The sequence below is a fragment of the Alsobacter sp. P4_H11 genome, assembly GCF_056400925.1.
In genome coordinates this window covers 115,377-141,249 of sequence record NZ_JBFUKI010000009.1, presented here as the reverse complement: position 1 = coordinate 141,249, position 25,873 = coordinate 115,377, and the positions used below count along the sequence as shown (strand labels likewise).

Sequence of the window (25,873 nt, the reverse complement as noted above, 5' to 3'; positions counted from 1 at the left end):
ACGATGGCAGGGATCATCTCGGACCGTTGGCGCCGCCAGGGCAAGGACGCGGAGGTTCCCGCAACGCCGGCCGCGCACCAATCCGGCGAGGACAAGTTTTTCGAGGACCTGCGCAGCCTGAAGCCCAACCTCGTCGACGAAAAGGTGAAGCTGCACGGCAAGATCATCGATGAATTCAGCCTGGCGCTGCTCGACAAGGTCTCGAGCAGCGAGCTCGCCCGCGAGGTGAAGGCGTTCGTCACCGATTATGTCCGGGCCGAGCGCATCGCGCTGAACCAGAAAGAACTGGAGATCTTCACCGAGGAGGTCTTCGACGAGATGGTCGGGCTGGGGCCGATCGAGCCGCTGCTGAAGGACCCGACCGTCAACGACATCCTGATTAACACCCACAACTCGGTTTACGTCGAGCGCTTCGGCCAGCTCGAGCCCACGGCCGTCCGGTTCAAGGACGAGGCGCACCTGTTGCGCATCGTCGGCAAGATCGTGGCCGGCGTGGGTCGCCGCGTCGATGAATCCTCGCCGATGGTGGACGCCCGCCTGCCGGATGGCTCGCGCGTCAATGTGGCGGTTCGCCCGGTGGCGGTGGACGGCCCGCAGGTCTCGATCCGCAAGTTCTCCAAGAAGCCGTTCTCGCTCGACAAGCTCGTCGAGATTGGCGCGCTTCGCCCCGCTATCGCTGAGGTGCTGAAGGTCGCCGTGCAGGGGCGGATCTCGATCGTGGTCTCGGGCGGCACCGGCAGCGGCAAGACCACCATGCTGAACGCGCTCTCAAGCTATATCTCGCCCAAGGAGCGGCTTCTCACCATCGAGGACGCAGCCGAACTGCAGCTGCAGCAGCCGCATGTGAGCCGGCTGGAGACCCGGCCGCCCAATGCCGAGGGCAAGGGCGAAATCCGCCAGCGCGAGCTGGTGAAGAACGCCCTGCGCATGCGGCCGGACCGCATCATCATCGGCGAGTGTCGCGGCGAGGAAGCCTTCGACATGCTGCAGGCCATGAACACCGGCCACGAAGGCTCAATGACGACGGTGCACGCTAACACGCCCCGAGACGGCGTGAAGCGCCTGGAGCAGATGGTCGGCATGGCCAGCATGCCGATGTCGCTGGGCTCGATCCGCTCCCAGATCGCGTCCGCGGTGCAGTTGATCATCCAGCTGCAGCGTCTGAGCGACGGCAAGCGCCGGCTGGTCAGCGTCACCGAGATCACCGGCATGGAAGGCGACGTGATCCAGATGCAGGAGATCTTCAAGTTCCAGCGCGAGGGCCTGGACGCCAACGGCGGCATCTTGGGCTCGTTTCGGGCGACGGGCGTGCGGCCAAGGTTTTTGGCCGAGTTGAAGGCGATCGGTCTCGAAATCCCGAGCAGCGCCTTTGATCCCGGCCAGACGCTTTAGGGGGATCGCGCCATGACAGAACCCTGGCTCATCTACTTCTTCATCTTTGCGGCCGTGTTCCTGGGGGTGCAGTTCTCCTACCAGTTCCTGGCGCGCGACGTGGGCGTGCGGCGGCACGTCAATCGCCGGCTGGCCGAGATTGAAAGCGGCGCCTACGACCCTGGGCTGGCGAACGGCATTCGCCGTGCGCCGGGCGGCGGGCGTGGCGCGCTGGCGGCGGGCGTCGAGACGCTGGCCCGGCAAGCCGGCGTGAAGGCGCCCTTGAGCAAGCTGCTCCTGATCGCGGCCGGGGCCTGCCTGGGCTCTGTTGCGCTTGCCTCGCTGTTCTTTCGGCTCGGCGTGGCTGTCCCGCTTGGCGTATTTGGTTCCGCAGCCGGCCTGTTCGCCACGCTCAGGATCATGCGCGCCAGACGGACCGCGCGCTTTGCCGAACAGCTGCCCGACGTACTCGACGTGATCGTCCGCAGCTTGCGCGCGGGCCATCCCTTCCCGGTCTCGATCGGCCTTGTCGCCCGCGAGATGCCCGATCCCGCCGGCTCCGAATTCGGGGCCATGATGGATGAGATCACGTATGGCCGCGACATACCGACCGCGCTCGAGAACCTGTGCGAGCGGGTCGCCGTGGAGGACCTGGTGTTTCTGAGCGCGGCCGTTTCCGTGCAGGTGCAGACGGGGGGCAACCTCGGCGAGATCCTGTCGCGCCTCTCGAGCCTGATCCGCGAGCGGTTCAAGATGCGCCGCAAGGCGAGGGCGCTCTCGTCCGAGGGGCGCTTCTCGGCGGTGGCGTTGAGCTCGTTCCCGGTGATCATGTTCGGCATGCTGAACGTGCTTTCACCAACCTATTACGGCCAAGTCTGGGGCCAGCCGGCCTTCAACCTCGCCCTGATGTGCTGCGCGTTGCTGCTGATCGTCGGCAACATCGTCATGTACAAGATGGTCAACTTCAAGGTCTGAGCCATGTCCGAGCAGCTGCTGCTGACCACCGCGATAGCGTTCGCGTTTTTGTCCGTCGCCCTGGCGACGGTGTGGGCCGGCGCGCAGCTCAATCGCCGCGCCTCCGCGCGCCAGCGGCTCGACCTCGTTGAGGGGCGCGCCGCCGTGGGCCTCGCCAGCACGGCTTTCCTGCCTCGCGGCATGAAGGAGCGCATCGAGAACGGCCAGTTCGGCGCGGACGCCACCGAGCGTAGCCGCCAGCGCATGGAATTGATCCGAGCGGGGTTCTTCAGCCAGGACGCCGTGTTCGGCTTCCTGGTCGCCCGGATCGCGCTGGTCATCTTTCTGCCCGTGGTGATGTACCTCCTCGTGATCAGCCGCTTCGGCCATTGGGGGCTGCCGATGAAGTTCGGCGCCCTGGCCGGTTGCCTGCTGCTCGCCTACTACATGCCCGAAGCCTATGTCCGTCGTCGCCAGGACGCGCTGCGGCTCATGTACCGCAACGCATTTCCGGATTTTCTGGACCTCCTGATGGTGTGCGTGGACGCTGGCCTCAGCCTCGAGGCCGCGCTGGAACGCCTCGCCGGCGCGCGCAGCGTCGCGCTGCCGGAGATGCGCACCAATCTGGCGATCGCGACCGCCGAGATGCGGGCGGGCCGCAGCACCATCGAGGCGCTGCATGGCTTTGGAGAGCGGATCGGCCTTCCCGAGGCGCAGGCTTTCTGCGTGCTCTTGAAGCAGTCTCTGGAGTTGGGCTCCGACGTCTCGCAGGCGCTACGGACCTACAGCGACGAGATGCGGGAAAAACGCATGTCGCGGGCAGAGGAGACCGCCATGGCACTTCCCGTCAAGCTGACGCTTCCTCTTGGGGCGTTCATCTTCCCCTGCATCCTGATCATCGTGCTCACGCCGGTCGGGATCCGTATCAGCAGCATGTTCAAGGCCATGGTCCATTGACCGGACGGAGCTTATCGATGCGCCTCGCCATTTTGATCGCCGCAGGCCTGCTGCCGCTTGCGCTCGCCGGTTGCCAGACGCCCGACGGAGCCGCCCCGGAGGCCTCCGCGGTCAGCGTTCCGGAGGAGTTCATCGAGACGAACGAGCCCGCGCGGGTCGGCGAAGTGCAGTTCTCGCGCGGCAATTTCGCCCTGGCGGAAAGGTACTACAAAGCCGCCGTGGAGCGGACGCCGGGCGACTTCGATTCCTGGGTTGGGCTGGCGGCGTCCTACGACAACCTGAAGCGCTTCGACCTGGCCGACCGCGCCTATACGCGCGCGATGGCGATGAAGGTGAACGTCAAGGTGCTCAACAACCGCGGCTATTCCTATCTGCTGCGCGGCGACTTCCGCAACGCCCGCCTGATGTTCGACCGCGCCCTGCGCATCGAGCCCGACAACCCGATCGTTCTTCACAACCTCGAACTGCTTCAGAGCGCCCGTCAGAAGTTCATCTGAGAACGATGTTGGCCGCTGCTTGCAGCGGCCTCAGTTCGCCAGGAACCCTTCCACGGCGGCGATGAACGCGTCGGGCTGCTCCAGCGGCGGGCAATGCCCGCAGCCCGGCAACTCGCGGTACTCCGCGCCAGGAATGCTCTGCGCGACCTGCCGGCAGAGGGCCGGCGGGGTCGCGGCGTCGAGTTCGCCGCACACCACGAGCGTGGGGACCTGGATGCGCCATAGCTCGGGAACGAGGTTGGTTCCCATCAAGGTCTGGCAGGCAGCCACGAAGGCGGCCGGGTCCATCGCCATCAACACGCTGCGACGCTCCTCCACGGCCTCGGGGTGCGCCGCCAGATAGGCCGCGTGGAATACGCGGTTGGCCGAAATCGTCGCCACCGAGCCGATGCCTTCGGCCGTGACCTTATCGGCCATGACCCGGAACGCGTCGGCGCCGGCGGGCGGAAAGCCCGCCGCGGCGTCCGACAGCAGCATGCGTCCAAAAGCGGCCGGATGGCGCAGGGCGATCGCCAGCGCCACGGTTCCGCCGAAGCCGTTCGCCAGCACGGTCGCGCCTTCGCGCACGCCCGCCTCCCGCATCGCCTCGGCGACGTGGTCCGCATAGCGCTCGATGCCGGGCTCGATCACGCGCGAGCCGTGGAAGCCCGGCAGGTTCACGAGCGTCACGGTGAAGCGCTCAGCCAGCCAGGGCAGCACGGCGTCGAAGGCCGTGCGGTCCGCCAGAAGCGAATGAATGACAACCAGATCCGGCCCGGACCCCGCCCGTGCGGCGGTGAGGCCCGAGTCGCCCAGTTCAATCTGCCTGACATCCATCATGAACGATTTTCTCCAGCCTGTGATATCTCACCAACATTGGCCTGCACGTCAAGAGCCAAGCATTGAGCGTGTGGAAACTCGAGAGAACGCCACGTTTCAGGCGCTTGTTTTCGCCGAAACACGCCGTATGATATTCCACATGTCCGTGCAAACGTCCAACCTGATGCGTGACGAAGTCCACCGCGAGCTGCGGCGGCAGATTCTCGACTGCACCATTGCGCCGGGGGCCGAGCTGCGCGAAAGCGAGCTTGCGGACCGCTACGGGGTGTCCAAGTCGCCGATCCGCGACGCGCTGCTGAAGCTCGAGACCGAGCGGCTCGTGGTGGTGCATCCGCGCCGGGGATACCAAGCCGCCGCCATCTCGCTCGCGGACGCCGCGGACCTGTTCGACCTGCGCGCCATTCTGGAGCCAGCCTGCGCGCGTGACGCCGTGGCGCGCGCCCCCGAGGCCGAGCTCTCGCGGCTGGACGCGTTCCGCAGCCTCGAAGCCTATGCGCAGCTTCGTGACGCCGCCGAGCAGCCGGCCTTCGTGGCCTACAACCGCGATTTCCACATCACGCTGGCGGGCCTCTCGGCCAACCGGCGGCTGCGCGACGCCACCGTGGAGTTGATCGAGCAGTTCGACCGGCTCGTGATCATGAGCGTCAGCCAGCCCGCCGCGCAAGGACCCGATAAGCTCCTGGCCGAGCACGGCGCGATCATCGACGCCTTGCAGGCGCGCGACGGCCGGCAGGCCGGACGCCTGCTCGCCGACCATGTCGCCAAAGCCCGCAAGCGCGTTCTCGCCGCGCTGTCGCGCCTCGCCGTCGTCCCATAGGCGCCCGTCATGAAAGCTCCCCCGTTTACCTACCACCGTCCACGCACCGGCGAGGAGCTCGCTGGGCTGCTGAGCACGCTGGAGAACGCCAAGGTGCTGGCCGGCGGCCAGTCGCTGATGCCGATGCTGAACCTGCGGCTCGCCTTTCCGGATCACCTCATCGACATCAACCGCGTCGAGGGTCTCGCCGGCATCACGGTGGATGGCGAGGACGTGGTGATTGGCGCGATGTCGCGCCAGGCCGACGTGCTCGCGTCGCCGATCGTGGCCGAGCGTCTGCCCGTTCTGGCCGAGGCGCTGCGCCACGTGGGCCATATCCAGACGCGCTCGCGCGGCACCTATGGCGGCAGCTGCTGCCATCTCGATCCTTCGTCGGAGCAGCCCGCCATGGCGGCGCTGTATGACGCCCGCTTCCATGTGGCGGGCGCGGGCGGAAAACGCGTCGTCGCGGCTGCGGAGTGGAGCGTCGGCATGCTCCAGTCGGCGCTGGCCGACGACGAGTATCTGGAGGCGATCCGCTTCACGCCATGGCGAGAGGGGCCGGACGCGCGCTGCGGCTACGGCTTCGCCGAATACGCCCGTCGCCATGGCGATTACGCCATCGTGGGCTGCGCGGCGCTTTTGTCCGTGGATGCGGCAGGATCGATCGGCCGGGCCGCCGCCGTGCTGTTCGGCGTCGAGCCCTCGCCGACGCGCCTGCCCGGATTGGAAGCCGCCCTGCTGGGCCAGGCCGCCGGCGGCCTCGATCCTGCGGCTCATCTTGGCGAAATCGACACGTTGGACGTCATGGAAGACATCCACGTCACGGCCGCCTACAGGCGCCGTCTGGCCCGGGTGATGATCGGCCGTGCGCTGGCCGATGCGGCGGCCCGCGCCACGGGAGCCCGCGCATGAGCGAGCCCATGCAGAACCCCCTCGCCATCGCGGTGACGATCAACGGTCGCCGCGTGGAGCGCGCGGTCGACCCGCGCCTGCACCTCGCGGATTTCCTGCGCCACGAGGTGGGGCTCACGGGCACGCATGTGGGCTGCGAGCATGGCGTCTGCGGCAGCTGCACGGTGATCGTGGACGGCCGCCCGGTGCGGTCCTGCCTGATGCTGGCCGTACAGGTCGACGGCGCTACGGTGGAGACCGTGGAAGGGCTCGCCGGCCCCGACGGTGCGCTGTCGCGGCTGCAGCAGGCCTTTTCGGATTATCACGCGCTCCAGTGCGGCTTTTGCACGCCCGGCATGCTGATGACGCTTGAATCCCTGTTGCGCGACACGCCGAACCCCACCGAAGCGGAGGTCCGCGACGCCATCTCGGGCAACATCTGCCGTTGCACCGGCTACCAGGGCATCGTCGAGGCCGCGCTCGCGACCGCCAGGGACCGGCAAGGAGAGCCCGCATGAGCGCGCGCTACTTCGGAGCCGCCGTGAACCGGCTGGAAGACCCGAGGCTCGTTTCGGGCGCGGGCCGCTATGTGGACGACCTGCATCCCGCCGGGCTTTTGCACGTAGCGTTCGTGCGCTCGCAGCGCGCGCATGGCCTCATCCGCGGCGTCGAAGCGTCCGCGGCCGCCCGCATGCCCGGCGTGGTCGCGGTGCTGATCATGGCGGACTTTGCCGGATTGGCCACCGGGCCGATGCCGCCGCTGGCGCCCCATCCTCTCATCAAGACCCCCATCACCTATTGGCCGCTCGCCGCCACCGAGGTTCGCCATGTCGGCGAAGCCATCGCGATGGTGGTGGCTGACAGCCGCCATGCCGCCGAAGACGCGGCCGCGGCCGTCGAGATCGACCTCGAGCCGCTGCCGGTGGTCGCGGACGCCGTCGCGGCGCTGGCCGCCGATGCGCCCCGCGCCCATTCGGACCGCGAGTCCAACCTCGCTGCTCGCCTCGCGGCCAAGTTCGGCGACGCCGATGCGGTGTTCGCCAGGGCTGACCATGTCGTGGCCGAAACGATCGTGACGCATCGCGGCGGCTGCCACGCCATGGAATGCCGCGGCGTGGTCGCGGTACCGGATCCGATGGGCGAGGACCTGACCGTCTACACGTCGTCGCAGTCGCCCTTTCTTGTCCGGCGCATTCTCGCCGCCTATCTGGGGCGCGACGAGCGCCATGTCCGCGTGGTCGCGCCGGATGTCGGCGGCGGCTTCGGTCCCAAGGCCAATGTTTATCCGGAAGAGTTCGCGGTCGCGCTGGCGGCGCTGAAGCTCGGTCGGCCGGTGAAGTGGATCGAGGACCGCCAGGAGCACTTCCTCACCACGACCCAGCAGCGCGACCAGATCTGGACCGTGGAAGTCGCGTTCACGGCCGAGGGCCGCATGCTCGGCCTGCGTGGGCGCGGCGTGCACGACAACGGCGCCTATGCGCCCTACGGGCTCATCCTGCCCATCAATGCGCTCGGCTGTTTTCCGGGCCCCTATGCGCTGGAAGCCCTGGACGTCACGCTGGACGTGGCGCTCACCAACATGGTGCCGACCAGCCCGGTGCGCGGCGCGTCGCGGCCCATCGTGGCGTTCGTGCTGGAGCGCATGGCGGACCGGGTCGCGGCCCATCTCGGGCTCCCGCGCGAGGAGGTTCGCCGCCGCAGCTTCGTGCGCGCCGACCAGATGCCGTACGAGACCGGCGGCAAGGCGCGGGATGGCTCGCCCATCTCGTATGACAGCGGCGACTACCGCCAGGCGCTCGATCTCGCACTCGCCAAGATCGACGCGGACGGCTTTCCGGCGAGACGCGAAGCCGCCCGCCGTCGGGGCAAGCTGCTAGGCCTCGGGATGGCGTCCTGCGTGGAAGACACCGGGCTCGGCCCCTTCGAGGGCGCAACCGTGCGCGTGACGCCGGCCGGCAAGGTCGTGATCGCGACCGGCGCGTCGAGCCAGGGCCAGGGCCACCGCACCGTCTTCGCCCAGATCGCCGCCGACGCGCTCGGCGTCGACATCAACGACGTGATCGTGGATGCGGCCGACACCGACAAGTTTCCGCTCGGCATCTCCACCATCGCGAGCCGCATCGCGGTGACGGCCGGGTCGTCGGTCGAGATGGCGGCCCGGCAGGTGCGCGCCAAGGCGCTGCGCTTCGCCTCCAACCGCCTGGAGGCGGGCGAGCAGGACCTCGAGATCATCGACGGCGCGATCCAGGTGAAAGGCGTGCCGGGCATGTCGGTGACGCTCGCGGAGGTGTCGCGCGCGCTTGCGGGCAATGCCGGCATGAGCACCCCCTACGGCATGGAGCCGGACCTCGCCGCCACCGCCTATTTCGAGTCGCAGGGGCTCACCTTCGCGTATGGGTCCAACGCCTGCGAGGTCGAGATCGACCCCGACACCGGCGACGCCCGCGTGGTGCGCTACGTGGTGGTTCACGACTGCGGCCGGCTGATCAACCCGCAGATCGTGGATGGCCAGATCATCGGCGGCGTCGTGCACGGCATCGGCAACGCGCTGTTCGAGCGCATGCTGCACGATCCCGAGGGGCAGCCGCTGACCACCACCTACGCGGACTACCTGCTGCCGATCGCCACTGAGATGCCGCGCATCGAAGTCCACCACATCGAGACGCCGTCGCCGCGCAATCCGCTCGGCGTCAAGGGCGCCGGGGAGGGCGGGACCATTCCGGCCGCCGCCTGCGTGATCTCGGCCATCCAGGATGCGCTCGGACCGGCGGCGCCCTTCGTCGCCCATCATCCAATCTCGCCGCAGGACATCGTGGCGATGCTCGACTAACGCCGAAAACGACGCACCAGGCGGCGGAGATCCGCCGGGGCGAGGGGAGGGAATCACAATGACCATTGCGCCGCATCCGCCACTGGCGTCCGTGCAGTCGGGCCCAAGGCTCGACCGCCTGCCGATTTCGAGTTTTCACAAGCGCATCTTCGCGCTGATCGGCGCCGGGATGTTCTTCGACGGCTACGACCTTTATGTCGGCACCAGCGTGCTTGGCTCCACGGTGTCGAGCGGCTTCTCGACGCTGGCGCAGAACGCCCAGTTCGTCTCCATGACGTTCCTGGGCATGACGATCGGCGCCTTCGTGGCCGGCTTCCTGGGCGACCGCTATGGCCGCCGCTTCACCTACCAGACCAACCTGCTGATCTTCGGCATCGCGTCCTTTGCGGCCGCGCTGGCCCCCACCATGGACTGGTTGATCGCGGCTCGCTTCCTGATGGGGCTCGGCCTCGGAGCCGAGATCGTGGTCGGCTATTCGACCCTGTCGGAGTTCGTGCCGCCGTCGCGGCGCGGGCGATGGCTGTCGCTGATGGCCATGGTGGTGGTGTCCGGCCTGCCGGTCACCACGCTGCTCGGCGCCGTGATCATCCCGCTTGTGGGCTGGCGGCCGATGTTCGCGCTCGCCGGTATCGGCGCGCTGGTGGTCTGGCAGATGCGCAAGTCGATGCCTGAATCGCCCCGCTGGCTGGAGTCGCGCGGCCGGGCCGAAGAGGCCGAGGCGCTCGTCACAGCCATCGAGCGTGAATCGGGCGTCACCGAGCGCCCCGTCCTCCCGGCCTCGCCTCCGGTTGCGCCCGTCGCGGCCAGCGATCTGTTTGGCCCCAAGCTGCTGCCCCGCATGGTCGTGGGGTCGGTGGTGCTGATCGTCATCAACACGCTGATCTTCGGCTTCGTGACCTGGCTGCCGACCTTCTTCGTGCAACAGGGACTGACGCTGGTGCGGTCGTTCAACTACACGGTCGCGATCTCGTTCGCCGCTCCGATCGGCTGCGCGCTCGGGGCCGTGCTGGCGGACCGGCTGGGCCGCAAGCCCACCATTATCGGGGCGTCGCTGGTGACGATCCTGTTCGGCGCGCTGTACCCCTATGCGGTGGATCCGGTGTTCCTGATCCCGACCGGCTTCGTGCTGCTGCTCGCCATCTACGTGCTGGTGGCGCTGCTCTACGGCGTCTACACGCCCGAGCTGTTCCCCACCGAGGTGCGGCTGCGGGCCAACGGCATCTGCAACATGCTGGGCCGGGGCGCGACCGTGGTGTCGCCGTTCATCGTAGTGGCGCTGTTCAAGGGCTACGGGGTCAGCGGCGTCACATTCTTCATGATCGCGCTGCTGGCGATCCAGATCGTCGTTGTGGCGCTCTGGGGCATCGAGCCGGCGCGTCGCGGCCTCGAGGAAGTGGCCTGAGGAACGCGCGGGAAGCGCCCACTCGCAGTCTAAACAGGGACAAGCTCCGGCGGGCGTAGGCTACGCCGGAGCGGCCTGGGCACGTAAACGGGCTACGCGTCCCGCAGCCAACTCTCCAGCGCGGGCGAAAGGCCGGTGGACTGCTTGCCGGCGGGCTTGCGGTATGACCCAGCCTGCGCCTTGCGGGGCGACTGGGCGATCAGCCCCTCGATCTGCTTCACGGCCGCGATCACGCCATCCACCAGCGGAACCGGAACGCGGTCGCGGATCGCCGGCGCCAAGCCGGCGAGAGGCGCGCCGGCGAGGATGATGGCGTCCGGCCTTAGCCGATCCAGGCAGGCGCGCGCCGTGGCGACCAGCCTCTCCTCCATCTCGGCCTGGACTGCGTCAATGCTCGAGAAGACCCCATCGGCGCACTGGATGCCGGCGCAGCGAGCGGACAGGCCGTGGTCGGCGACGCATTCCTCGAACCAGGGCTCGAGCGCCTGCGCGAAGGTCACGATCGCGAAACGCCGTCCCAGCATGCAGGCGGTCAGCATCGCGGCTTCCGCCATGCCGACGATTGGAACCGTCAGCATCTCGCGTGCGGCACGCAGCCCGGGGTCGCCAAAAGCCGCCATGATGACGCCGTCGACGCTATCCCGTTTCTCCGCCAGCATTTCGAGCGCGACCGCGCCGGCGATCTGGGCCTCGGCCCGCGTCGAGATGTAGGGCACGCCGCGCGGGGCTGTGGCGGCTTCGATCCGCGCGCCGGGGGCGGCCGCCGCTTCGGCGACGCGCAGCATGCGGTCCGTCAGCGCCTCGGTGGTGTTCGGGTTCAGCAGAAGCATGGTCACGTGCGCTCCGCAGATACGGGCGCGAGGCGAGCTCCGCCGCAGATGATGGCCACGATGTCGCCGGTTCGCGCCACATGGCGGCCCATGAGCTCGCGCGCCGCGCGCGCGTCCGACGCGCGCAGCGCCTTGAGGATGTCACGGTGTTCGAGAATGGACTCCTCGACCCGGCCCTGTTGCGCCAGCGCGAGATTGCGCGCGCGCTGCAGTCGTCCGATCAGCCGCCCATGCGTTTCGGCGAGCGCCGGATTGCCGCTCGCCGCCACGATGGCGGCATGGATCTGCTGGTTCAGCGTGATGTAGCCGTCGCGGTCGCCGGCCGCCTCCGCGGCTTCCATGCGTGCCTGCAGGCGCTCCAGCCTCTGCACCGCCGCGCCCGAGCGCCGTTCAGCCGCCAGCCCGGCCGCGAACGCCTCGATGGCGCTCTCCACCTCGAAAAGGTGCCGTAGGGCGTCGCCGTCCAGCGGGGCCACCATGGCGGCGCGGTTGCGGCGCAGCACCACCAGCCCTTCGCTGGCCAGGAGCTTGAGCGCTTCGCGCACCGGCGTCCGCGAGGCCCCGAGGCGCTCCACCAGCTGCGTTTCGTTCAGGATGGAGCCGGGCGCCAGCACGTTGCCGACGATGAGCCGGCGCAGTTCCAGCACGGCCTGATGCGTCAGCGACGCCTCCGCGGCCGGCCGGCGCACGCGGTCCAAAGCTGCGCTCATGGCCTCAGCCCGCTCCACCGGCCGGCTTCGGCCAGCGCGCGCTCCAGCACGGCGGCGACGCGCAGCACCCGCCAATCGCCGCCACGCGGGCCGACGATCTGCAGGCCGAGCGGCAGCCCCTCGGGCGTCCTGCCAAGCGGGATCGACAAGGCCGGCGTTAGCGCATGATTGAAGAACGGCGTGAAGACCGCATGGGCGCGCGGCGCCACCGGCACGCCGCCGATGAATTCCGGCCCGAGCCGGTCGATTGGCCAGGCCGCGCACGGAACCGTGGGGCCGATCAGGATGTCCACGGAGGCAAAGCTCGCAGCGGCGGCCGCCGCGATGTCGTGGCTCAGCCACCGCGCCCGCGCCACCGCGACGCCGTCGAACGCAAACCCGCGCTCGATCTGCGCCGCCACGTCCGGGTCGAACAGCTCCGGCGAGCGACGGTAAGCCTCGCCGTGAATGGCCGCCAGCCCGGCGAACTGCAACGGCATCAGCGCATCCTCTGTTGCGCCGGCGGGCCAGGTCGGGTCATGCGGCTCGACGCGCAGCCCCGCGGCGGCGAACGCCTCCACGGCGGCCTTGAGGCTGTCCAGCACGGCCGCGTCGATCGGCGCGTCGAAGCCGAACCGCCGCGACACGCCGATGCGCAGGGCGCCGGCATCCACGGGGCCGTCCGGCGCGATGGGGACCGATTGCGGGTCGCGCGGGTCCTCACCTGCCAGGGCTCGAAACAGCAGCGCCGCGTCCGCCACGTCCCGGGCGATCGGCGCGATCACGGCGATGCCGGTGAAGGGTTCGGGAAAACCCGGGCCATACGGTATGGCGCCGAAAGACGGCTTGAACCCCACGACGCCGCAATGCGCGGGTGGGCGCCGGCCGGAGCCGCCCCCATCGGTGCCGATGGCGGCCGGGACGAGGTGGGCCGCCACCGCGGCCGCACAGCCGCCGGACGATCCGCCGGGCGTGAGCGCCGGATCGGCGGGGTGGCGCGTCGCGCCATAGAGGCGGTTGGTGGTTTGCCCCTTGCAGGCGAATTCGGGCGTGTTGCCCATGCCGACCACCACCGCGCCGGCGCGGACCAACCGCTTGACCACGATGGCGTCACGGCTAGGGGTGAAATCCCGGAAGAGCAACGAACCTTGCGTGACCCGGCGGCCCGCCACCCAGATGTTGTCCTTCACCACCACGGGCAGGCCAGCCAACGGCAAGTCCTCGCCGGCGGCGAGGCGCGCATCGACGGCCGCAGCGCGGCGCAGACCCTCGGCGGGGTCGAAGTCCACCACGGCGTTCAGCGCCGCCTTTGCCAGGATGGACGCGTTCGCCTCCTCGGCCACCGCGATGGCGGAGCGTTGGCCGGAGCGGACGGCCGCCACGGTGGCGCAAGCCGAAATCGGCGTCATTCGCGAACTCCCAGGATCGAGATGGCGGCCATCAGGCAGAGCGCTCCCAGCGTCGCGAAGGCCGCCGCCACGCTCGCGATCTGCGCGATGGCGGCGATCAGGAACGGGCCCGCCAGCAGCCCCGCATAGGCCGCCGTCATGGCGGCCCCGGTGGTTTCGGCGATTCGCCCACGCGGAGCCAGCCGGGCGACTTCCGCCACGAATACACCGTTCCAGCCGCTCGCCGTGAGGCCTAGCGCGGCCGCCAGTGCGGCCAGCGCGATGGGGTGCAGCAAAGCGCCCGCCATCCCGAGCGCGATGGCCAACGCCGCCATGGCGGCGCCGACGCCGACCAGCACGATACGCGGCGACCAGATGTTTGACGCCGCCCATCCCCAGCCCAGCCGGCCGAGAAGGCCGCCGAACTGGGCCACCGCCAGGGTCGCGCCGGCCGTGACGTGTTCGACGCCCCATTCGCGAACCGCCATGGTGACGAAAAAGGCGTTGAGGCAGAGTTGCAGCGCGCCGAACGCCATCGCGGCGATCGCGAGGCGCAGCAGCAGCGGCTTTGCGGAAAGAAGCTCCCAGGCCGACCTCATCGAGAGACGCGGCGTCGCCCTGGCGGCGATCGCATAGCGCGGGCCGAGCGCCGCGAACACCCCGAAGACGCCGAGCGCAACGGCCGCGACCAGCGCGTAGCACCAGCGGGGGTCCACCGCGATGGCGAGGGTCGGCAGGGTGAGCGAACCCGCGATGGCGCCGATCTGGTTGCCGGTCTGGCGCACGGAAAACACCAGCGGGCGGCGTGACGGCGGCGTGAGCTCCCCCAGCAGGGCCGAACTCGCCGGCGTGTCGGGGCCGAATGCGAGGCCTACCAGCACGCCGCCGCACATGAGCGCCGCGACGCCCGGACCGGCGCAGGCCGCCATGCCGAGCGCCACCGCGAGGCAGCATAGCGCGCCGAGGCGCATCGGCCCCCAACGCGCCACCAGCGATCCGGCATGCCACGACGACACCATGCCGACCCCGAACACGGCCGCCACGAAGGCGCCCAGCGCCTCGGGAGCCAGGCCCGTGCGCGGCGCGACCACGCCCGGCGCAAACACCGCGAGCGCGATGATGGCCTGCAGCAAGGTCATCGCCACCAGAGCCGGGCCGAGGCTTGGCCGTAGCGTGGCGCCATCCCGGGCGGCTATCATGCGGCCTCGCGGCGACGAGTGAGGGCGCAATGGCTGGTGGAATTTCCCTGCATGGAGTCGACATCGCCAAGGGGGCGCCCGCGACGGGGCTTTTCGTGGAGCTCTACGCTCTCCAGCCCGAGCGCCGCAGGATCGCCGAGGGCCGGCTCGGCGCCAATGGCGCACTGGATCATCCCGTCATGCGCGGAGAAGGCGTGGAGGCCGGCCCGCACGAGTGCGTTTTCCATGTCGGCGACTGGATGCGCGAAAACGGCTACCCGGCCGAGCAGGGTTCCTTCCTGGACGTCGTGCCGTTCCGGTTCGTGGTGACGCGGGTGGAGGAGCACTACCATCTTCCCCTGAAGTTCACGCCCTGGGGCGTGTCGCTGTTTCGGGGCGTCTGATCACGAGGCGAGGCGGCGCGAGAGGCCGGTCAACCGCTCCATGGCGATCATCACCGCCACCGTGAGGACGATCAGCACGCCAGAGAGGGCTGCGATCGTGACGTCGAGCTTGCCTTCCAGATCCTGCCACATGCGGATCGGCAGCATGTCGGTGGCGGCGTCGCGCAGGAACAACGACACCGGAACGTTGTCGAAGGACGACATGAACGCGATGAACCCGCCCGCCATGATCCCGGGCCGGATCAGCGGCAGCGTGATGCGCCGGAACGTGTAGATCTTGCCGGCGCCCAGGCTGGCCGAGCATTCCAGCAGTGACGGCTCCATCTGGGCCAAGGCCGCGACGGTGTTTCGGACCACGAAGGGAACGCACACCACCGTGTGGCCGATCACCAGCGTCAATGGCGACACGGGCAAACCGATGAGGCTGAAGAACATGAGCCCGGCGAGCCCGAAGGCGAGCGCCGGGAGCACCAGCGGCGACATGAACACGCTATCCAGAAGCCGCGCCGTCAGGGTCTTGGAACGCGCCACGCCCAGCGCGGCCGCGACGCCGAGGACCACCGACAGCGCTGTCGCCCAGGCGGCCACGAACAGGCTGTTGCGGGCCGCGAAGTGCAGTTGCCATGCGTCGGCCAGCGCCACATACCAGCGCAGCGAATAGCCCTGTGGCGGGAAGCGCAGCGAAAATCCGCTCGTGAATGAGACGATCAGCACCACCAGCGTGGGCGCGGCGAGCACGATCAGCGAGACCAGCGCGAAAGCGGCCATCACGAGGTTGAAGCTCATGGCTTCGGCGGTGACGCGGCGGCGAGCCATCCCGGCCTCAGGCGTTGGCGTAGCCGCGCGACAGGCGACCAAGCGTGTTGAACAGGGAGACCACCACGAGCACCGCCACCAGGAAGATGATCGAGATCGCGGACGCGAACGGCCAGTTCTGCAGCGTCGAGGATTGCTGGTAGATGTACATCGGCATGAACAGCATCTGCCCACCGCCGATCAGTGATTGCGTGATGAAGGCCGTGATCGACGCGGCATAAGTCAGCATGCAGCCGGCGATGATCCCGGGCAGGCACAGCGGCAGGGTGACGCGAAAGAAAGTGCGCCACGCGCCGGCGCCGAGCGCCGCAGACGCATCGGCGAGGTTCGGGTCGATGCGCGCCAGCGCGGCCGTGAGCGGCAGCACCATCAAGGGCATCTGCACCTGCGCGAGCGCGGTGACGACGCCCACATCCGTGTAGAGAAGCCGCAGCGGCGCATCGATCACGCCAAGCGACAACAGCGTCGCATTAACGATGCCCTGCCGGCCCAGAATGACGATCCAAGCAAAGGTGCGCACCACAACGCTGGTAAGCAGCGGCAGCAGCACCACCAGCATGATCGCGCCGCGCAAACCGCCACTGCGCGTCCGCGCGTGAAGCCACGCGACAGGAAATCCGAAGACCAGGCACAGCAGCGTCACCTTGACGCCCAGCCACAGCGTCGCGACCAGCACGCCCAAGCTGAAACGGTCGCCCAGGAACGCCGCGTATTGCGTGAGCCCGTAGGCGCTGCCCTTGGGGTCCGCCTGCAGGCTGAGCACGGCGAGCACGGCCAGCGGCGAGACGAAGAAGACGAGAAAAAACGCGCCCAGCGGCAGCGCGAGCCGCAGGTCGTAGGCCGCAATGTCGATGGGCTTGCGCGCGGGCTTCATGGGCGATCTCTCGATGGCGAGGCGCCCGTCCGGCTTTCCCCGGACGGGCGCCATCGTGGCGCGTCAGATCTTGATGTCGCGGTTGAACCGCTCGATCCAGGCGGAGCGCTGCTTGTTGATGGCGGCCCAGTCCTGGAACACGAACTTCGCCTTCAGCTCGGCCATGTCCTTGGCCAGCACCTTGGCGATCTCGCCCTCCATCTTCACCTTGGTGTTGGTGGGCACGATCAGATAGGGCGGGGCCATCAGGGTCGCCTGCACCTCGGGCGACAGCGCCGCCTCGATGAGCTTGAAGGCGAGGTCCCGGTTGGGCGAGTTCTTGACCACGTGGATCGTGGTCTTGAACGCGATGGCGCCTTCCTTGGGGGCCACGAACTCCACCGGCACGCCGCGCGCCTTGAGGATCTGGATGGCGTTGAAGTTGCCGGGCGAGATGTCTACCTGGCCCTGCTGGAACAGCGTCGCGAGCGCGCCCGGGTTGGCGGCCACGGCGGCGAGGTTCGGCTTCAGCTTCTCCAGCGCGGCGAAGCCCGGGTCGATGTTGGTCTCGGAGCCGCCGTTCATCTTCGCGATCTCGACCAGCCAGCCCGTGCCCAGCGTCGAGTTCAGGTTGGTGATGCCGACGCGGCTCTTGAACTCGGGCTTCCAGAGGTCGGCCCAGCTCGTCGGAGCCGTCTTCACGGTCTCGGGATTGTAGGTGAGGCCCACGACCTGGAAGAACGGGGCAGGGCCCGTCGCCTCCTGCGCCTCGCCGATCAGGTCCTTGAAGTAGGCGCTCTTCTCGACGGGGTAGGGCTCGACGAGGTCCTGCCCGATGGCGACCAGCGCCGGCCCCGGATCGTGCAGCATGACGTCGATCGGCGGATTGGCGCGCGCGGCGTTGACCTTGGCGATCTGGTCCACCGAGAGCATCGGGTCGAGCACGATGTTCGCGTCGCCGTTGGCCTTGCGGAAAGCCGGCACGAGCACGGCCTTGTGCGCCTCCTCCCAGCTTCCCGTGAAGGTGGCGAAGACGAGCGGCCGGGCCTGGGCGTAGCTGATGCCCGGGAAGGCCTTCATGGCCCCGACGGTGAGCGCGGTTTGCAGGAGATGGCGTCTGGTGAACATCGTGGCTGTCCTCGGATGCGGGTGGGATCAGGCGGCTTGGGGAAAGATGCTGGCGAGGCCGGGCGCGGGCACGCGGATGCGAACGGGTGCGCCCGTGGCGAGCAGCGCGCCGCCAGCCTGGCGGAGCTCCGAAACCTTGACGGAGGCGCCGCCGGCGGTGCGCACGTCGTGCACCACGTGCGAGCCGAGCGGCAGCGCCATCTCGACCACGCCCGCGAAGCCCTCCTCGCCGGCCTCGATGCGCAGGTGCTCGGGCCGCAGGCAGGCGACCACGCGCTCGCCGGGCGCGATGCGGCTCGCCCGCGCGATCAGGTCCGCGCCGGCGTCGAGACGCACGCGGGTGCCCCCGTCGTCCGGGCCGAGAACGACGCCCGGCAGCAGGTTGGCGCTGCCCACGAAGGTGTTCACGAACAGGGTTTCGGGCGTGTCGTATATCGCGGTCGGAGATGCAAACTGCTCCAGCCGGCCCTGGCTCAGCACGGCGACGCGGTCCGACAGCGACAGCGCTTCCTCCTGGTCGTGCGTGACCAGCACGGTGGTGATGCCGGACAGGCGCTGCAGCCGCTTGACCTCGATCTGCATGTCGAGCCGCAGGTTCTTGTCGAGCGCAGCGAAGGGCTCGTCCAGCAGCAGGATCGACGGCTTGATGGCGAGCGCCCGCGCCAGCGCCACGCGTTGCTGCTGGCCGCCCGAGAGCTGCCGCGGCAGCCGCTCCGCCATCGCGCCGAGCTGCACGAGGTCCAGCATGCGCTGCGCCTCGGCGCGCTGCGTGGCCTTGTCGACGCCCCGCGCCGCGAGCCCGTAGGCGACGTTTTCGGCGATCGTCATGTGGGGAAACAGGGCGTAGTTCTGGAACACGATCCCGACGGCGCGCCGGCTCGGCGGCAGATCATCGATGATCTCGTCGCCCACGATGACGCGACCTTCCGTCTGGGCGACGAAACCCGCGATGATGCGCAGCAGCGTGGTCTTGCCGCAGCCGGACGGGCCGAGCAGCGACACGAGCTCGCCGCCGCGGATGTCGAGGTTGATGTCCTTGACGGCGAAACTGTCGCCATAGCGGTGCGTAATGGCGTCCAGCACCAGCGAGCGGCCGGCGGTGGGAGCGGGACTTTGGAGAGCGGCGGACATGGCGTTAGATCCGGCATCGGGCTTGCACGGGGCTCAGCAAATTGCATGCCGATTGGGGAGTAGCCTAACAATGACAGCGACTTGTGGGTTGTTTGGCTACTGCTTCCCAGGTTCGGCGCCTGTCCTGAAGGCGCCCCGCCGCGCGATGGCTCGACGTTGCGCATGAAAGCGGCAGATTCGCCCTTCGCCTCCGCGGCGACGCTCGCCCGGGCCTTGCGCGCGGGCGCGATCGGATCCGTCGAGGTCACGCGCGCCCATCTCGATCGCATCGCCGGGATCGACGCCTCGCTGGCGGCCTTCATCACGGTGGACGCCGAGCTGGCGCTGGCCGAAGCGGCGATGCGAGACGCGACCCCGGCCGACGCGCGTGGACCGCTGCACGGCGTGCCGGTCGCCATCAAGGACCTCACCGATACGGCCGGGCTGCGCACCACCTATGGTTCGGCCCTCTTCGCCGAGCATGTTCCGGCTCAGGACGATCTCGTGGTCGCGCGGCTGAGGGCCGCCGGCGCGGTGATCCTGGGCAAGACGAACACGCCGGAGTTCGGCTTCGGCGCGCTGTGCCGCAACGCCCTGTGCGGCCCGACCCGCAATCCCTGGGATGAGCGCCTGACATCCGGCGGCTCGTCGGGCGGCTCGGCCGTCGCGGTGTCGGCCGGCCTCGCGCCGCTGGCGCATGGCACGGATTTCGGCGGTTCGGTGCGCACGCCGGCGAGCTTTTGCGGCGTCGCGTCGATCCGGCCGACGCCGGGCCGCATCCCGTCGCCCGGCCGGGCGCTCGCCTGGGACACGCTGGCGACCCACGGCGTGATGGCGCGCACCGTCGAGGACTGCGCCCTGATGCTGGCCGCCGTCGCCGGCCCGGATTCGCGCGATCCGACCTCCCTGCGCGTCTCGGAGGCGGCTTTTGCGCAACCGCCACACCTCGCCGCAACTGCTGATCTGGGCGGCGCGGCGCCGGTTTCGCAAGAGGTTCGAACGCTGTTTGGGGAAGCGGTTTCGGCGCTGGAGGAGGCGCTGAACCGTTCCATCTCAACGGCCTCGCCGGATTGCTCCGGCGGCGTGGCGGCCTTCAAGACCTTGCGCGCCGCGCACATACGCCACGCGTTCGGGGGACTGCGGGAGCGCTTCGCCGACCAGCTCAGCCCGACGGCGGCATGGAACATCGCCGCCGGCGACGGGATCGCGGCGCAGGACTATCTCGAGGCCGAAGCCACGCGCGCGCTACTTTATCGCCGGTTCGCGGCCTTTTTCGCCGAGCACGACGTGCTGGTCGTCCCGGCCGCCGCCGTCCAGCCCTGGCCTAACGCCGAGGCGGACGTGCTCGCCATCGACGGCGTTTCGCTGAACAGCATCGTGGACTACCTGGCGATCACTTTCCTGCCCTCGCTGGTGGGCTACCCGGTGCTCACGTTGCCGACGCCCCGCCAAGCCGGCGAACTCCCGTTCGGCGTCCAGCTGATCGGTCGCCCGGGCTCTGAACCAGGGTTGATTTCGCTCGGCCGCAGGCTGGAAACGGCCGGATTCGCGCATCGTTGGCCGCCCGTTTGGACAGACAGCGCCAGAGCGCAGTGGGCTGCGCCCCGACCATGAACCGAACAGAGGTTCGCGCGGCTCTCCCCGTGAGCAGTTCGCGCAGCTTGGCGAACAGGTCAGACAGATCGACGGATGCTCATGGCCACGACCTCCGCGAGCGCAATCGAATAAATTTAACCCGGCGGAATGCTGCATGCGTTCATCGAATTAACGACGCACGGCAGTCTTGAATTTTGCAACTTCTCGTCGATGGCGTCTCGGCGGTGAATGGCCTTGGAATAGATCCAGTATCTTTCAGGATCTTTCGCCATGACAGCCTTCGTCACCGTGCCGGCTTCAACGCAACCGGGCTTGATGGACGACATCAATGGTCTGTTGAGCGGCTATGGCTGGGCGGCGCACGCCATGACGTTCGCGTTCCCTTTGTCGGCGACAGCGTTCAAGGATTACGGCTCCAATCCGGAGCCAACGGCCTTCGCGCCGCTCGATGCGGCCGAGCAGGCGATGGTCCGCAAAGCGCTGGCAAGCGTATCCTCGGTGGTCGACCTTTCCTTCACCGAGGTCACGGGCGCCCACCAGGGCGACGCCACGATGCTGTTTGGGCTCAGCGGAGCGATGCCGCCGCTCGATGACGGGCGGCCGAGCACGGGCTGGGGCTTCTATCCCGGGCCGCTGGGCAGCGCCGGGGACGTCTGGTTCGCGCCGGATCGCTTCGGCGAGGCCCTTGCGGGCGCGGCAGACTACAAGACCGTTCTGCACGAGATCGGCCACGCTCTGGGGTTGAAGCATGGCCACGAGCCAAAGAACGGCTTTGCGGGGCTGCCGTCGGCGCATGACAGCCAGGAATGGTCGGTGATGACCTACCGTTCCAAAGTGAACGGCTCCGCCCATTCCTCCACCCTCGAGGCGTCCAGCTCTCCGCAGAGTCTGATGCGCGATGACATCGCGGCGCTCCAACACATCTACGGCGCGAACTTCTCCGCTCAATCGAGCGACACGTTCTACAGGTTCGACGAGACGACGGGCGTGATGTCCATCAACGGCGTCGCCCAGGACAGCCTCGCGGGGCCGCGCATCTTCCGCACCATCTGGGACGGCGGCGGCAACGACACCTACGACTTCTCGAATTTCAGCAAGAGCGCACGGGTAGACCTGCGCGCCGGCGAAGGCTCCATAGTCGACACGGCTTTGCTTGCCGTTCTGGACGCCAGCAAGCTGAACCCGGCATCGGCTTCAGCCAACGTCTACAACGCTGATCTCTACCAGGGAGATCTGCGATCGCTGGTCGAAAACGCCATCGGGGGCGCTGGCGCCGACACGATTGTCGGCAATCAGGTCGCCAACGTCATCAGCGGCGGCGGTGGCGACGACTGGTTGAGCGGAGCCGATGGCGCGGACACTCTGACAGGAGGTGATGGGGCCGACACTCTCGTGGGCGAAGCCGGCGATGACGTACTGGACGGCGGCGCCGGGGACGACCTCCTGGATGGCGGTTCCGGCTTCAACACGGCCCGCTATGGCTTCGCTAGAAGCAACTATCTGGTCACGCTGAACCTGGACGGCAGCCTCTCGGTGAAGGGTCTCGGGCTGGCGGCCGGCGACGGGACCGACCGATTGGTCGACGTCGGCTCGCTGGTTTTTGCGGATGGCGTCGTGAGCGCCTCCACCTTCGGCTGGACGCCCGCAACGGTCTGGACCGGAACAACGGACGCGGAAAACCATGTCGGCACGGCCGGTCGCGACCGGATCGCTGGTGGAGGCGGACGCGACACGTTGTCGGGAGGCGACGGGGACGATGTCTTCGAGGTCGCCTCAGGGGCGAGCAAAATATCTGGAGACGCCGGGTTCGACACGGCCGTGTTCTCCAAAAACTTCGCTGACTACCGCTGGACCCTCAACAGCGCCTTGGATCTCCCCGGGTGGATCGACGTGATCGATCGGTCCGACGCGCAAGCCTCGGCGAGGCTGTCCAACGTCGAGCTGTTGCGCTTTGCGGATCGCGACCTCCGCGTATTCCTGGGTACCCAGGACGCAAACGTGCTCACTGGCGCCGGCGCCGCGGACCTTCTTTGGGGCGCCTATGGCGACGACACGCTCGACGGCGGTGGCGGTGACGATTCACTGTACGGCGGCGGCGGCGACGATGTTCTACGCGGCGGCGACGGCGACGATTACCTGCGCGGCAATGCGGGCGACGATACCCTCGACGGCGGTGCGGGCGACAACACCGTGAGCTATGCGACGGCCGAGCAGGCCATTACGCTTGATCTCGGGGCTGGCGTCGCCACCGGTCAGGGCGCGGATAGGCTGTTCAACTTCAAAATCGTCGAAGGCACCGCCTTCAACGACCAGCTTCGCGGCGACGATGAAGCCAACATACTTAAGGGTCTGGACGGGAACGACACGCTCGCGGGAGGCAAGGGCGCCGACACCATCGACGGCGGCTCGGGCAACAACACCGTGGTGTTCGACGGCCGCTACAGCGATTTCACCTGGTCGCTGAACAGCAACAGCACAGGCGACGGCTGGATCGAGGTGACGGACAACGCCGGTGCGGTCGACATCGTTTCGCATGTCAGTGTGCTGCAGTTCGACGACCGCAAGCAGTCGATCCTGTTGGGCTCCGCCAACAACGACAGCATAACAGGCACTGACGAGGCCGATATCATCTGGGGAGCCTATGGCGACGACACGCTGGACGGGGCCGCCGGCAATGACTCGCTGTATGGCGGCGCCGGGAACGACGTCATCCGCGGCGGCGATGGCGACGATTCCATCCGCGGCAACAGCGGCGACGACACCCTTGACGGCGGCGCCGGCCGCAACACGGTGAGCTACGGCAACGCCACGCAGGGTGTCATCGTGGATCTCGCGGGCGGATACGCGCTGGGACAGGGCGAAGACGTCATCACGAATTTCTCCCGCGTCAACGGGTCCATCTACGGCGATAAGCTTCGCGGCGACGACTCCGACAACCGCTTCTACGGCGACAAGGGCGACGACGTCATCGATGGCCGCGGCGGCATTGACATGGCGGTGTTCTCCGGCGCGCGCGCCAATTACGACATCCGCTACGACGCCTTCAACAAGGAGTGGATCGTCCGCGACCTGCGCGCCGGAGCCTCCTCGGACGGCACGGACCGGCTCAGCAACATTGAGGTCCTGCGTTTCGCCGACGGCGACGACGCCATTCCGACCGACATCGCGCTGACGGGCGGACGCGTGGCCGAAAACAGCGTCGCCGGAACGCTGGTCGCCACGGCGGCGGGCGTCGACGCCGACAAGGGCGAGACCTTCGCGTATGCGCTGCGCACCAGCCAGGGCCTGCCCTATGACGGCCCTTTCGTGATCGATCCCGCCACGGGCGCGATCCGGGTGGCCGGGAATGCGACGCTCGACTACGAAAACCGCCGCTTCTACGACCTCGTGGTCCGAGTCACCGATCACGCCGGGCTTTATGTCGACAAGGCCATCCGCCTGCTGGTCGATAATGTCGCCGGGTCCGAGACGACTAAGACGCCGGGCCTGCTCACCGGCACGGCCGAGGAGGACCGCCTGGCCGGCTCCTCCGGGGCCGATACTTTGGTTGGCTTGGCTGGCGCGGACTCGCTTTACGGTGGCGCGGGAGCGGACAGACTGGACGGCGGCGGCGGCGCAGACTTCCTGGACGGCGGTGTCGGAGCCGACACGATGCTGGGCGGTGCGGGCGACGACATCTACGTGGTCGACGACCTCGGCGACGTGATCATCGAAACCGCCAATGGCGGTCGCGACAAAGTCGTCACCTCGCTCGCAGCCTATCGGTTGGGCGCGGCGTTGGAGAACCTCGCCTTCACGGGCAAGGGCGCCTTTGCGGGAACCGGCAACGAGCTCGGCAACGCCATCACGGGCGGCGCGGGCGCGGATACGCTGATCGGCCTCGCAGGCGCGGACACGCTCAAGGGCGGCGCCGGCGATGACAGCCTCGACGGTGGCGACGGCGCGGACGTGCTGAATGGCGGCCTCGGAGCCGACACCATGCGGGGCGGCGCCGGACGCGACACCTTCTATGTCGACAACCTAGGCGACGTCGTCGCGGACGCGACAGCCGAGGATCTCGTCGTCATCTCGGTGGCGAACTATGATCTCGCCGCCTTGCGCGCCTCCGGCGTGCGCTACGTCTTCGACCTTGCGCTGCAGCAGGGCCAGACATCCCTGGCGGGCGGTGGCGGCGCCGACACGCTGACGGCCGCCGGAAGTGGAACTCTTCACGGCGGCGCTGGAAACGACACCTACGTGGTGGATGAGAACATCGTGATCGTGGAGGCGGCCGGCGCAGGCGTCGACACCGTGCGCACCGCCGCACGCACCTACGTGCTCGGCGACAATCTTGAGAACCTTGTCTCCACCGGCTCGGGGCAGTTCCTCGGCGTCGGCAACGCGCTGAACAATCGCATTACGGGCGGCGCGGGCAACGACTTCCTGTATGGCCTGGATGGCGACGACACGCTGTTGGGCGGCGCCGGCGTCGACATTCTTCAGGACGACGCCGGCGACGATTACCTCGACGGCGGCGCGGGCGCCGATTTCATGACCGGCGGCGCCGGAAAAGACGTGTTCGTGATCGACGACCTTGGCGACGTCACGGACGCCACGGTGGGCGACATCGTGATCATCCGGGTACGCAACTACGACCTCTCCAAGCTCGACGGCGCGTCCATCCACTACCAGCTCACCGGTATCAGCGGCGGCCAGCAACTCTTCGGGCTCAGCGGCGACGATACGCTGGACGGCGGGCTGGACGCCGACACCCTGGTGGGCGCCGCCGGCAACGACAGCTACTTCGTCGACAATGTCGGTGACGTCGTGCGGGAGACAGCCGGGGAAGGCGTCGACACGGTGCGGACCAGCCTGGGCGCCTACACGCTCGGATACGCGGTCGAGCGGCTAGCCTATGCGGGGCAGGGCGATTTCGCCGGAACCGGCAACGACCTCGCCAACGAGATCACGGGCGGCGGTGGGGCCGATACGCTGTTCGGTCTCGACGGCGACGATACGCTGCGGGGCGGCGCCGGGGCGGACACGATCTGGGGCGGACGCGGCGCCGACCAGCTCTGGGGCGGTGCGGGCGAGGACGTCTTCGTGTTCCGCGCCGACGACGCCGCCGGACCGGCCGCCGGCGGGCGCGACTGGATCCGGGACTTCGAGGCCGGCGACCGCATCGACCTGTCGCGCATCGCCGTCGAAACCGGCGTCGCGCTTCATTTCGACGGCCGGTCCCTGGTTGCCGGCCACGGCTCCGTCGCGTTCGACGCCTCCACCGGGATGCTCTCCGTGGACTGGACGTCCGACGGAAAGGCCGACCTCAGCATCAAGGTTACGGGCGCGGGTGTGACCGCGTCGAACCTGATGATGTGAGCG

General features: G+C 68.6%; 21 protein-coding genes. 12 read left to right on the top strand and 9 right to left on the bottom strand.

The features are described from left to right. The first annotated feature begins 3 nt into the window (after positions 1 to 3). From AC1DSZ_RS17155 to AC1DSZ_RS17140, 4 genes are read left to right on the top strand one after another with little or no spacing between them, the layout of a single operon-like run. Complete coding sequence (locus AC1DSZ_RS17155; protein ID WP_476839564.1) at positions 4 to 1,392, top strand: CpaF family protein; 1,389 nt, start codon at positions 4 to 6, stop codon at positions 1,390 to 1,392. Positions 1,393 to 1,404: 12 nt separating this feature from the next. Beyond that, entirely contained in the window at positions 1,405 to 2,346 is a 942-nt protein-coding gene (locus AC1DSZ_RS17150; protein ID WP_476839563.1) for a type II secretion system F family protein, read from the top strand. Between the two features lie 3 nt (positions 2,347 to 2,349). Beyond that, entirely contained in the window at positions 2,350 to 3,282 is a 933-nt protein-coding gene (locus AC1DSZ_RS17145) for a type II secretion system F family protein (RefSeq protein WP_476839562.1), read from the top strand. 17 nt (positions 3,283 to 3,299) lie between these two features. Then, positions 3,300 to 3,779 carry a tetratricopeptide repeat protein gene (locus tag AC1DSZ_RS17140; protein WP_476839561.1) on the top strand — a complete coding sequence of 160 codons (480 nt, stop codon included), beginning with the start codon at positions 3,300 to 3,302 and terminating at the stop codon, positions 3,777 to 3,779. Positions 3,780 to 3,809: 30 nt separating this feature from the next. Here the strand turns inward: AC1DSZ_RS17140 and AC1DSZ_RS17135 are convergent, their stop codons facing one another. Further along, the gene (locus tag AC1DSZ_RS17135; RefSeq protein WP_476839560.1) at positions 3,810 to 4,598 is read right to left on the bottom strand and encodes an alpha/beta fold hydrolase; all 789 of its coding nucleotides are present in this window, start codon (positions 4,596 to 4,598) and stop codon (positions 3,810 to 3,812) included. 139 nt (positions 4,599 to 4,737) lie between these two features. Between AC1DSZ_RS17135 and AC1DSZ_RS17130 the strand changes: the two genes are divergently transcribed. Genes AC1DSZ_RS17130 through AC1DSZ_RS17110 form a run of 5 tightly spaced genes read left to right on the top strand, consistent with a single transcriptional unit; the run spans position 4,738 to position 10,520 of the window. Beyond that, positions 4,738 to 5,415: a GntR family transcriptional regulator gene (locus tag AC1DSZ_RS17130; protein WP_476839559.1), complete on the top strand. Its 678-nt coding sequence runs from the start codon at positions 4,738 to 4,740 to the stop codon at positions 5,413 to 5,415. Between the two features lie 9 nt (positions 5,416 to 5,424). Then, on the top strand, positions 5,425 to 6,309 hold the full coding sequence (locus tag AC1DSZ_RS17125; protein ID WP_476839558.1) for an FAD binding domain-containing protein: 885 nt from the start codon (positions 5,425 to 5,427) through the stop codon (positions 6,307 to 6,309). Next, a complete protein-coding gene (locus AC1DSZ_RS17120; protein WP_476839557.1) occupies positions 6,306 to 6,806 on the top strand; it encodes a (2Fe-2S)-binding protein in 501 nt (166 codons plus the stop codon). Before AC1DSZ_RS17125 ends, AC1DSZ_RS17120 begins: the two co-directional genes overlap by 4 nt. Then, positions 6,803 to 9,118, top strand: coding sequence for a molybdopterin cofactor-binding domain-containing protein (locus tag AC1DSZ_RS17115; RefSeq protein ID WP_476839556.1), 2,316 nt, complete (start codon positions 6,803 to 6,805; stop codon positions 9,116 to 9,118). The genes AC1DSZ_RS17120 and AC1DSZ_RS17115 overlap by 4 nt, the downstream gene beginning before the upstream one ends. A 58-nt stretch (positions 9,119 to 9,176) precedes the next feature. After that, positions 9,177 to 10,520 carry an MFS transporter gene (locus tag AC1DSZ_RS17110; RefSeq protein ID WP_476839555.1) on the top strand — a complete coding sequence of 448 codons (1,344 nt, stop codon included), beginning with the start codon at positions 9,177 to 9,179 and terminating at the stop codon, positions 10,518 to 10,520. A gap of 92 nt (positions 10,521 to 10,612) precedes the next feature. On the opposite strand, the gene AC1DSZ_RS17105 is transcribed toward AC1DSZ_RS17110, so the two are convergent. From AC1DSZ_RS17105 to AC1DSZ_RS17090, 4 genes are read right to left on the bottom strand one after another with little or no spacing between them, the layout of a single operon-like run. Further along, positions 10,613 to 11,356, bottom strand: coding sequence for an aspartate/glutamate racemase family protein (locus AC1DSZ_RS17105; protein WP_476839554.1), 744 nt, complete (start codon positions 11,354 to 11,356; stop codon positions 10,613 to 10,615). After that, positions 11,353 to 12,060: a GntR family transcriptional regulator gene (locus tag AC1DSZ_RS17100; protein WP_476839553.1), complete on the bottom strand. Its 708-nt coding sequence runs from the start codon at positions 12,058 to 12,060 to the stop codon at positions 11,353 to 11,355. The genes AC1DSZ_RS17105 and AC1DSZ_RS17100 overlap by 4 nt, the downstream gene beginning before the upstream one ends. Then, positions 12,057 to 13,448 carry an amidase gene (locus AC1DSZ_RS17095; RefSeq protein ID WP_476839552.1) on the bottom strand — a complete coding sequence of 464 codons (1,392 nt, stop codon included), beginning with the start codon at positions 13,446 to 13,448 and terminating at the stop codon, positions 12,057 to 12,059. Before AC1DSZ_RS17095 ends, AC1DSZ_RS17100 begins: the two co-directional genes overlap by 4 nt. After that, entirely contained in the window at positions 13,445 to 14,626 is a 1,182-nt protein-coding gene (locus tag AC1DSZ_RS17090; RefSeq protein WP_476839551.1) for an MFS transporter, read from the bottom strand. Before AC1DSZ_RS17090 ends, AC1DSZ_RS17095 begins: the two co-directional genes overlap by 4 nt. A 29-nt stretch (positions 14,627 to 14,655) precedes the next feature. On the opposite strand from AC1DSZ_RS17090, the gene AC1DSZ_RS17085 reads away from it, so the two are divergent. Continuing rightward, positions 14,656 to 15,009, top strand: a complete 354-nt coding sequence (locus AC1DSZ_RS17085) for a hydroxyisourate hydrolase (protein WP_476839550.1) — start codon at positions 14,656 to 14,658, stop codon at positions 15,007 to 15,009. On the opposite strand, the gene AC1DSZ_RS17080 is transcribed toward AC1DSZ_RS17085, so the two are convergent. From AC1DSZ_RS17080 to AC1DSZ_RS17065, 4 genes are all read right to left on the bottom strand, one after another. Next, entirely contained in the window at positions 15,010 to 15,825 is an 816-nt protein-coding gene (locus tag AC1DSZ_RS17080; protein WP_476839549.1) for an ABC transporter permease, read from the bottom strand. A 7-nt stretch (positions 15,826 to 15,832) separates the two neighbouring features. Then, complete coding sequence (locus tag AC1DSZ_RS17075) at positions 15,833 to 16,699, bottom strand: ABC transporter permease (protein ID WP_476839548.1); 867 nt, start codon at positions 16,697 to 16,699, stop codon at positions 15,833 to 15,835. Positions 16,700 to 16,762: 63 nt separating this feature from the next. Next, positions 16,763 to 17,806, bottom strand: coding sequence for an ABC transporter substrate-binding protein (locus tag AC1DSZ_RS17070; RefSeq protein WP_476839547.1), 1,044 nt, complete (start codon positions 17,804 to 17,806; stop codon positions 16,763 to 16,765). Positions 17,807 to 17,833: 27 nt separating this feature from the next. Further along, positions 17,834 to 18,937, bottom strand: coding sequence for an ABC transporter ATP-binding protein (locus AC1DSZ_RS17065; protein WP_476839546.1), 1,104 nt, complete (start codon positions 18,935 to 18,937; stop codon positions 17,834 to 17,836). Positions 18,938 to 19,099: 162 nt separating this feature from the next. Here AC1DSZ_RS17065 and AC1DSZ_RS17060 point away from each other — a divergent pair, with 162 nt between their 5' ends. Next, entirely contained in the window at positions 19,100 to 20,530 is a 1,431-nt protein-coding gene (locus AC1DSZ_RS17060) for an amidase (protein ID WP_476839545.1), read from the top strand. Positions 20,531 to 20,782: 252 nt separating this feature from the next. After that, positions 20,783 to 25,870, top strand: coding sequence for a M10 family metallopeptidase C-terminal domain-containing protein (locus AC1DSZ_RS17055; protein ID WP_476839544.1), 5,088 nt, complete (start codon positions 20,783 to 20,785; stop codon positions 25,868 to 25,870). The last annotated feature ends 3 nt before the right edge of the window (positions 25,871 to 25,873 follow it).

Bases quoted from the DNA above. Each gene is read 5' to 3' on its own strand.
- AC1DSZ_RS17155 (WP_476839564.1), top strand. From the start codon at position 4: ATGGCAGGGATCATCTCGGACCGTTGGCGCCGCCAGGGCAAGGACGCG.
- AC1DSZ_RS17150 (WP_476839563.1), top strand. From the start codon at position 1,405: ATGACAGAACCCTGGCTCATCTACTTCTTCATCTTTGCGGCCGTGTTC.
- AC1DSZ_RS17145 (WP_476839562.1), top strand. From the start codon at position 2,350: ATGTCCGAGCAGCTGCTGCTGACCACCGCGATAGCGTTCGCGTTTTTG.
- AC1DSZ_RS17140 (WP_476839561.1), top strand. From the start codon at position 3,300: ATGCGCCTCGCCATTTTGATCGCCGCAGGCCTGCTGCCGCTTGCGCTC.
- AC1DSZ_RS17135 (WP_476839560.1), bottom strand. From the start codon at position 4,598: ATGATGGATGTCAGGCAGATTGAACTGGGCGACTCGGGCCTCACCGCC.
- AC1DSZ_RS17130 (WP_476839559.1), top strand. From the start codon at position 4,738: ATGTCCGTGCAAACGTCCAACCTGATGCGTGACGAAGTCCACCGCGAG.
- AC1DSZ_RS17125 (WP_476839558.1), top strand. From the start codon at position 5,425: ATGAAAGCTCCCCCGTTTACCTACCACCGTCCACGCACCGGCGAGGAG.
- AC1DSZ_RS17120 (WP_476839557.1), top strand. From the start codon at position 6,306: ATGAGCGAGCCCATGCAGAACCCCCTCGCCATCGCGGTGACGATCAAC.
- AC1DSZ_RS17115 (WP_476839556.1), top strand. From the start codon at position 6,803: ATGAGCGCGCGCTACTTCGGAGCCGCCGTGAACCGGCTGGAAGACCCG.
- AC1DSZ_RS17110 (WP_476839555.1), top strand. From the start codon at position 9,177: ATGACCATTGCGCCGCATCCGCCACTGGCGTCCGTGCAGTCGGGCCCA.
- AC1DSZ_RS17100 (WP_476839553.1), bottom strand. From the start codon at position 12,060: ATGAGCGCAGCTTTGGACCGCGTGCGCCGGCCGGCCGCGGAGGCGTCG.
- AC1DSZ_RS17095 (WP_476839552.1), bottom strand. From the start codon at position 13,448: ATGACGCCGATTTCGGCTTGCGCCACCGTGGCGGCCGTCCGCTCCGGC.
- AC1DSZ_RS17090 (WP_476839551.1), bottom strand. From the start codon at position 14,626: ATGATAGCCGCCCGGGATGGCGCCACGCTACGGCCAAGCCTCGGCCCG.
- AC1DSZ_RS17085 (WP_476839550.1), top strand. From the start codon at position 14,656: ATGGCTGGTGGAATTTCCCTGCATGGAGTCGACATCGCCAAGGGGGCG.
- AC1DSZ_RS17080 (WP_476839549.1), bottom strand. From the start codon at position 15,825: ATGGCTCGCCGCCGCGTCACCGCCGAAGCCATGAGCTTCAACCTCGTG.
- AC1DSZ_RS17075 (WP_476839548.1), bottom strand. From the start codon at position 16,699: ATGAAGCCCGCGCGCAAGCCCATCGACATTGCGGCCTACGACCTGCGG.
- AC1DSZ_RS17070 (WP_476839547.1), bottom strand. From the start codon at position 17,806: ATGTTCACCAGACGCCATCTCCTGCAAACCGCGCTCACCGTCGGGGCC.
- AC1DSZ_RS17065 (WP_476839546.1), bottom strand. From the start codon at position 18,937: ATGTCCGCCGCTCTCCAAAGTCCCGCTCCCACCGCCGGCCGCTCGCTG.
- AC1DSZ_RS17060 (WP_476839545.1), top strand. From the start codon at position 19,100: ATGAAAGCGGCAGATTCGCCCTTCGCCTCCGCGGCGACGCTCGCCCGG.
- AC1DSZ_RS17055 (WP_476839544.1), top strand. From the start codon at position 20,783: ATGACAGCCTTCGTCACCGTGCCGGCTTCAACGCAACCGGGCTTGATG.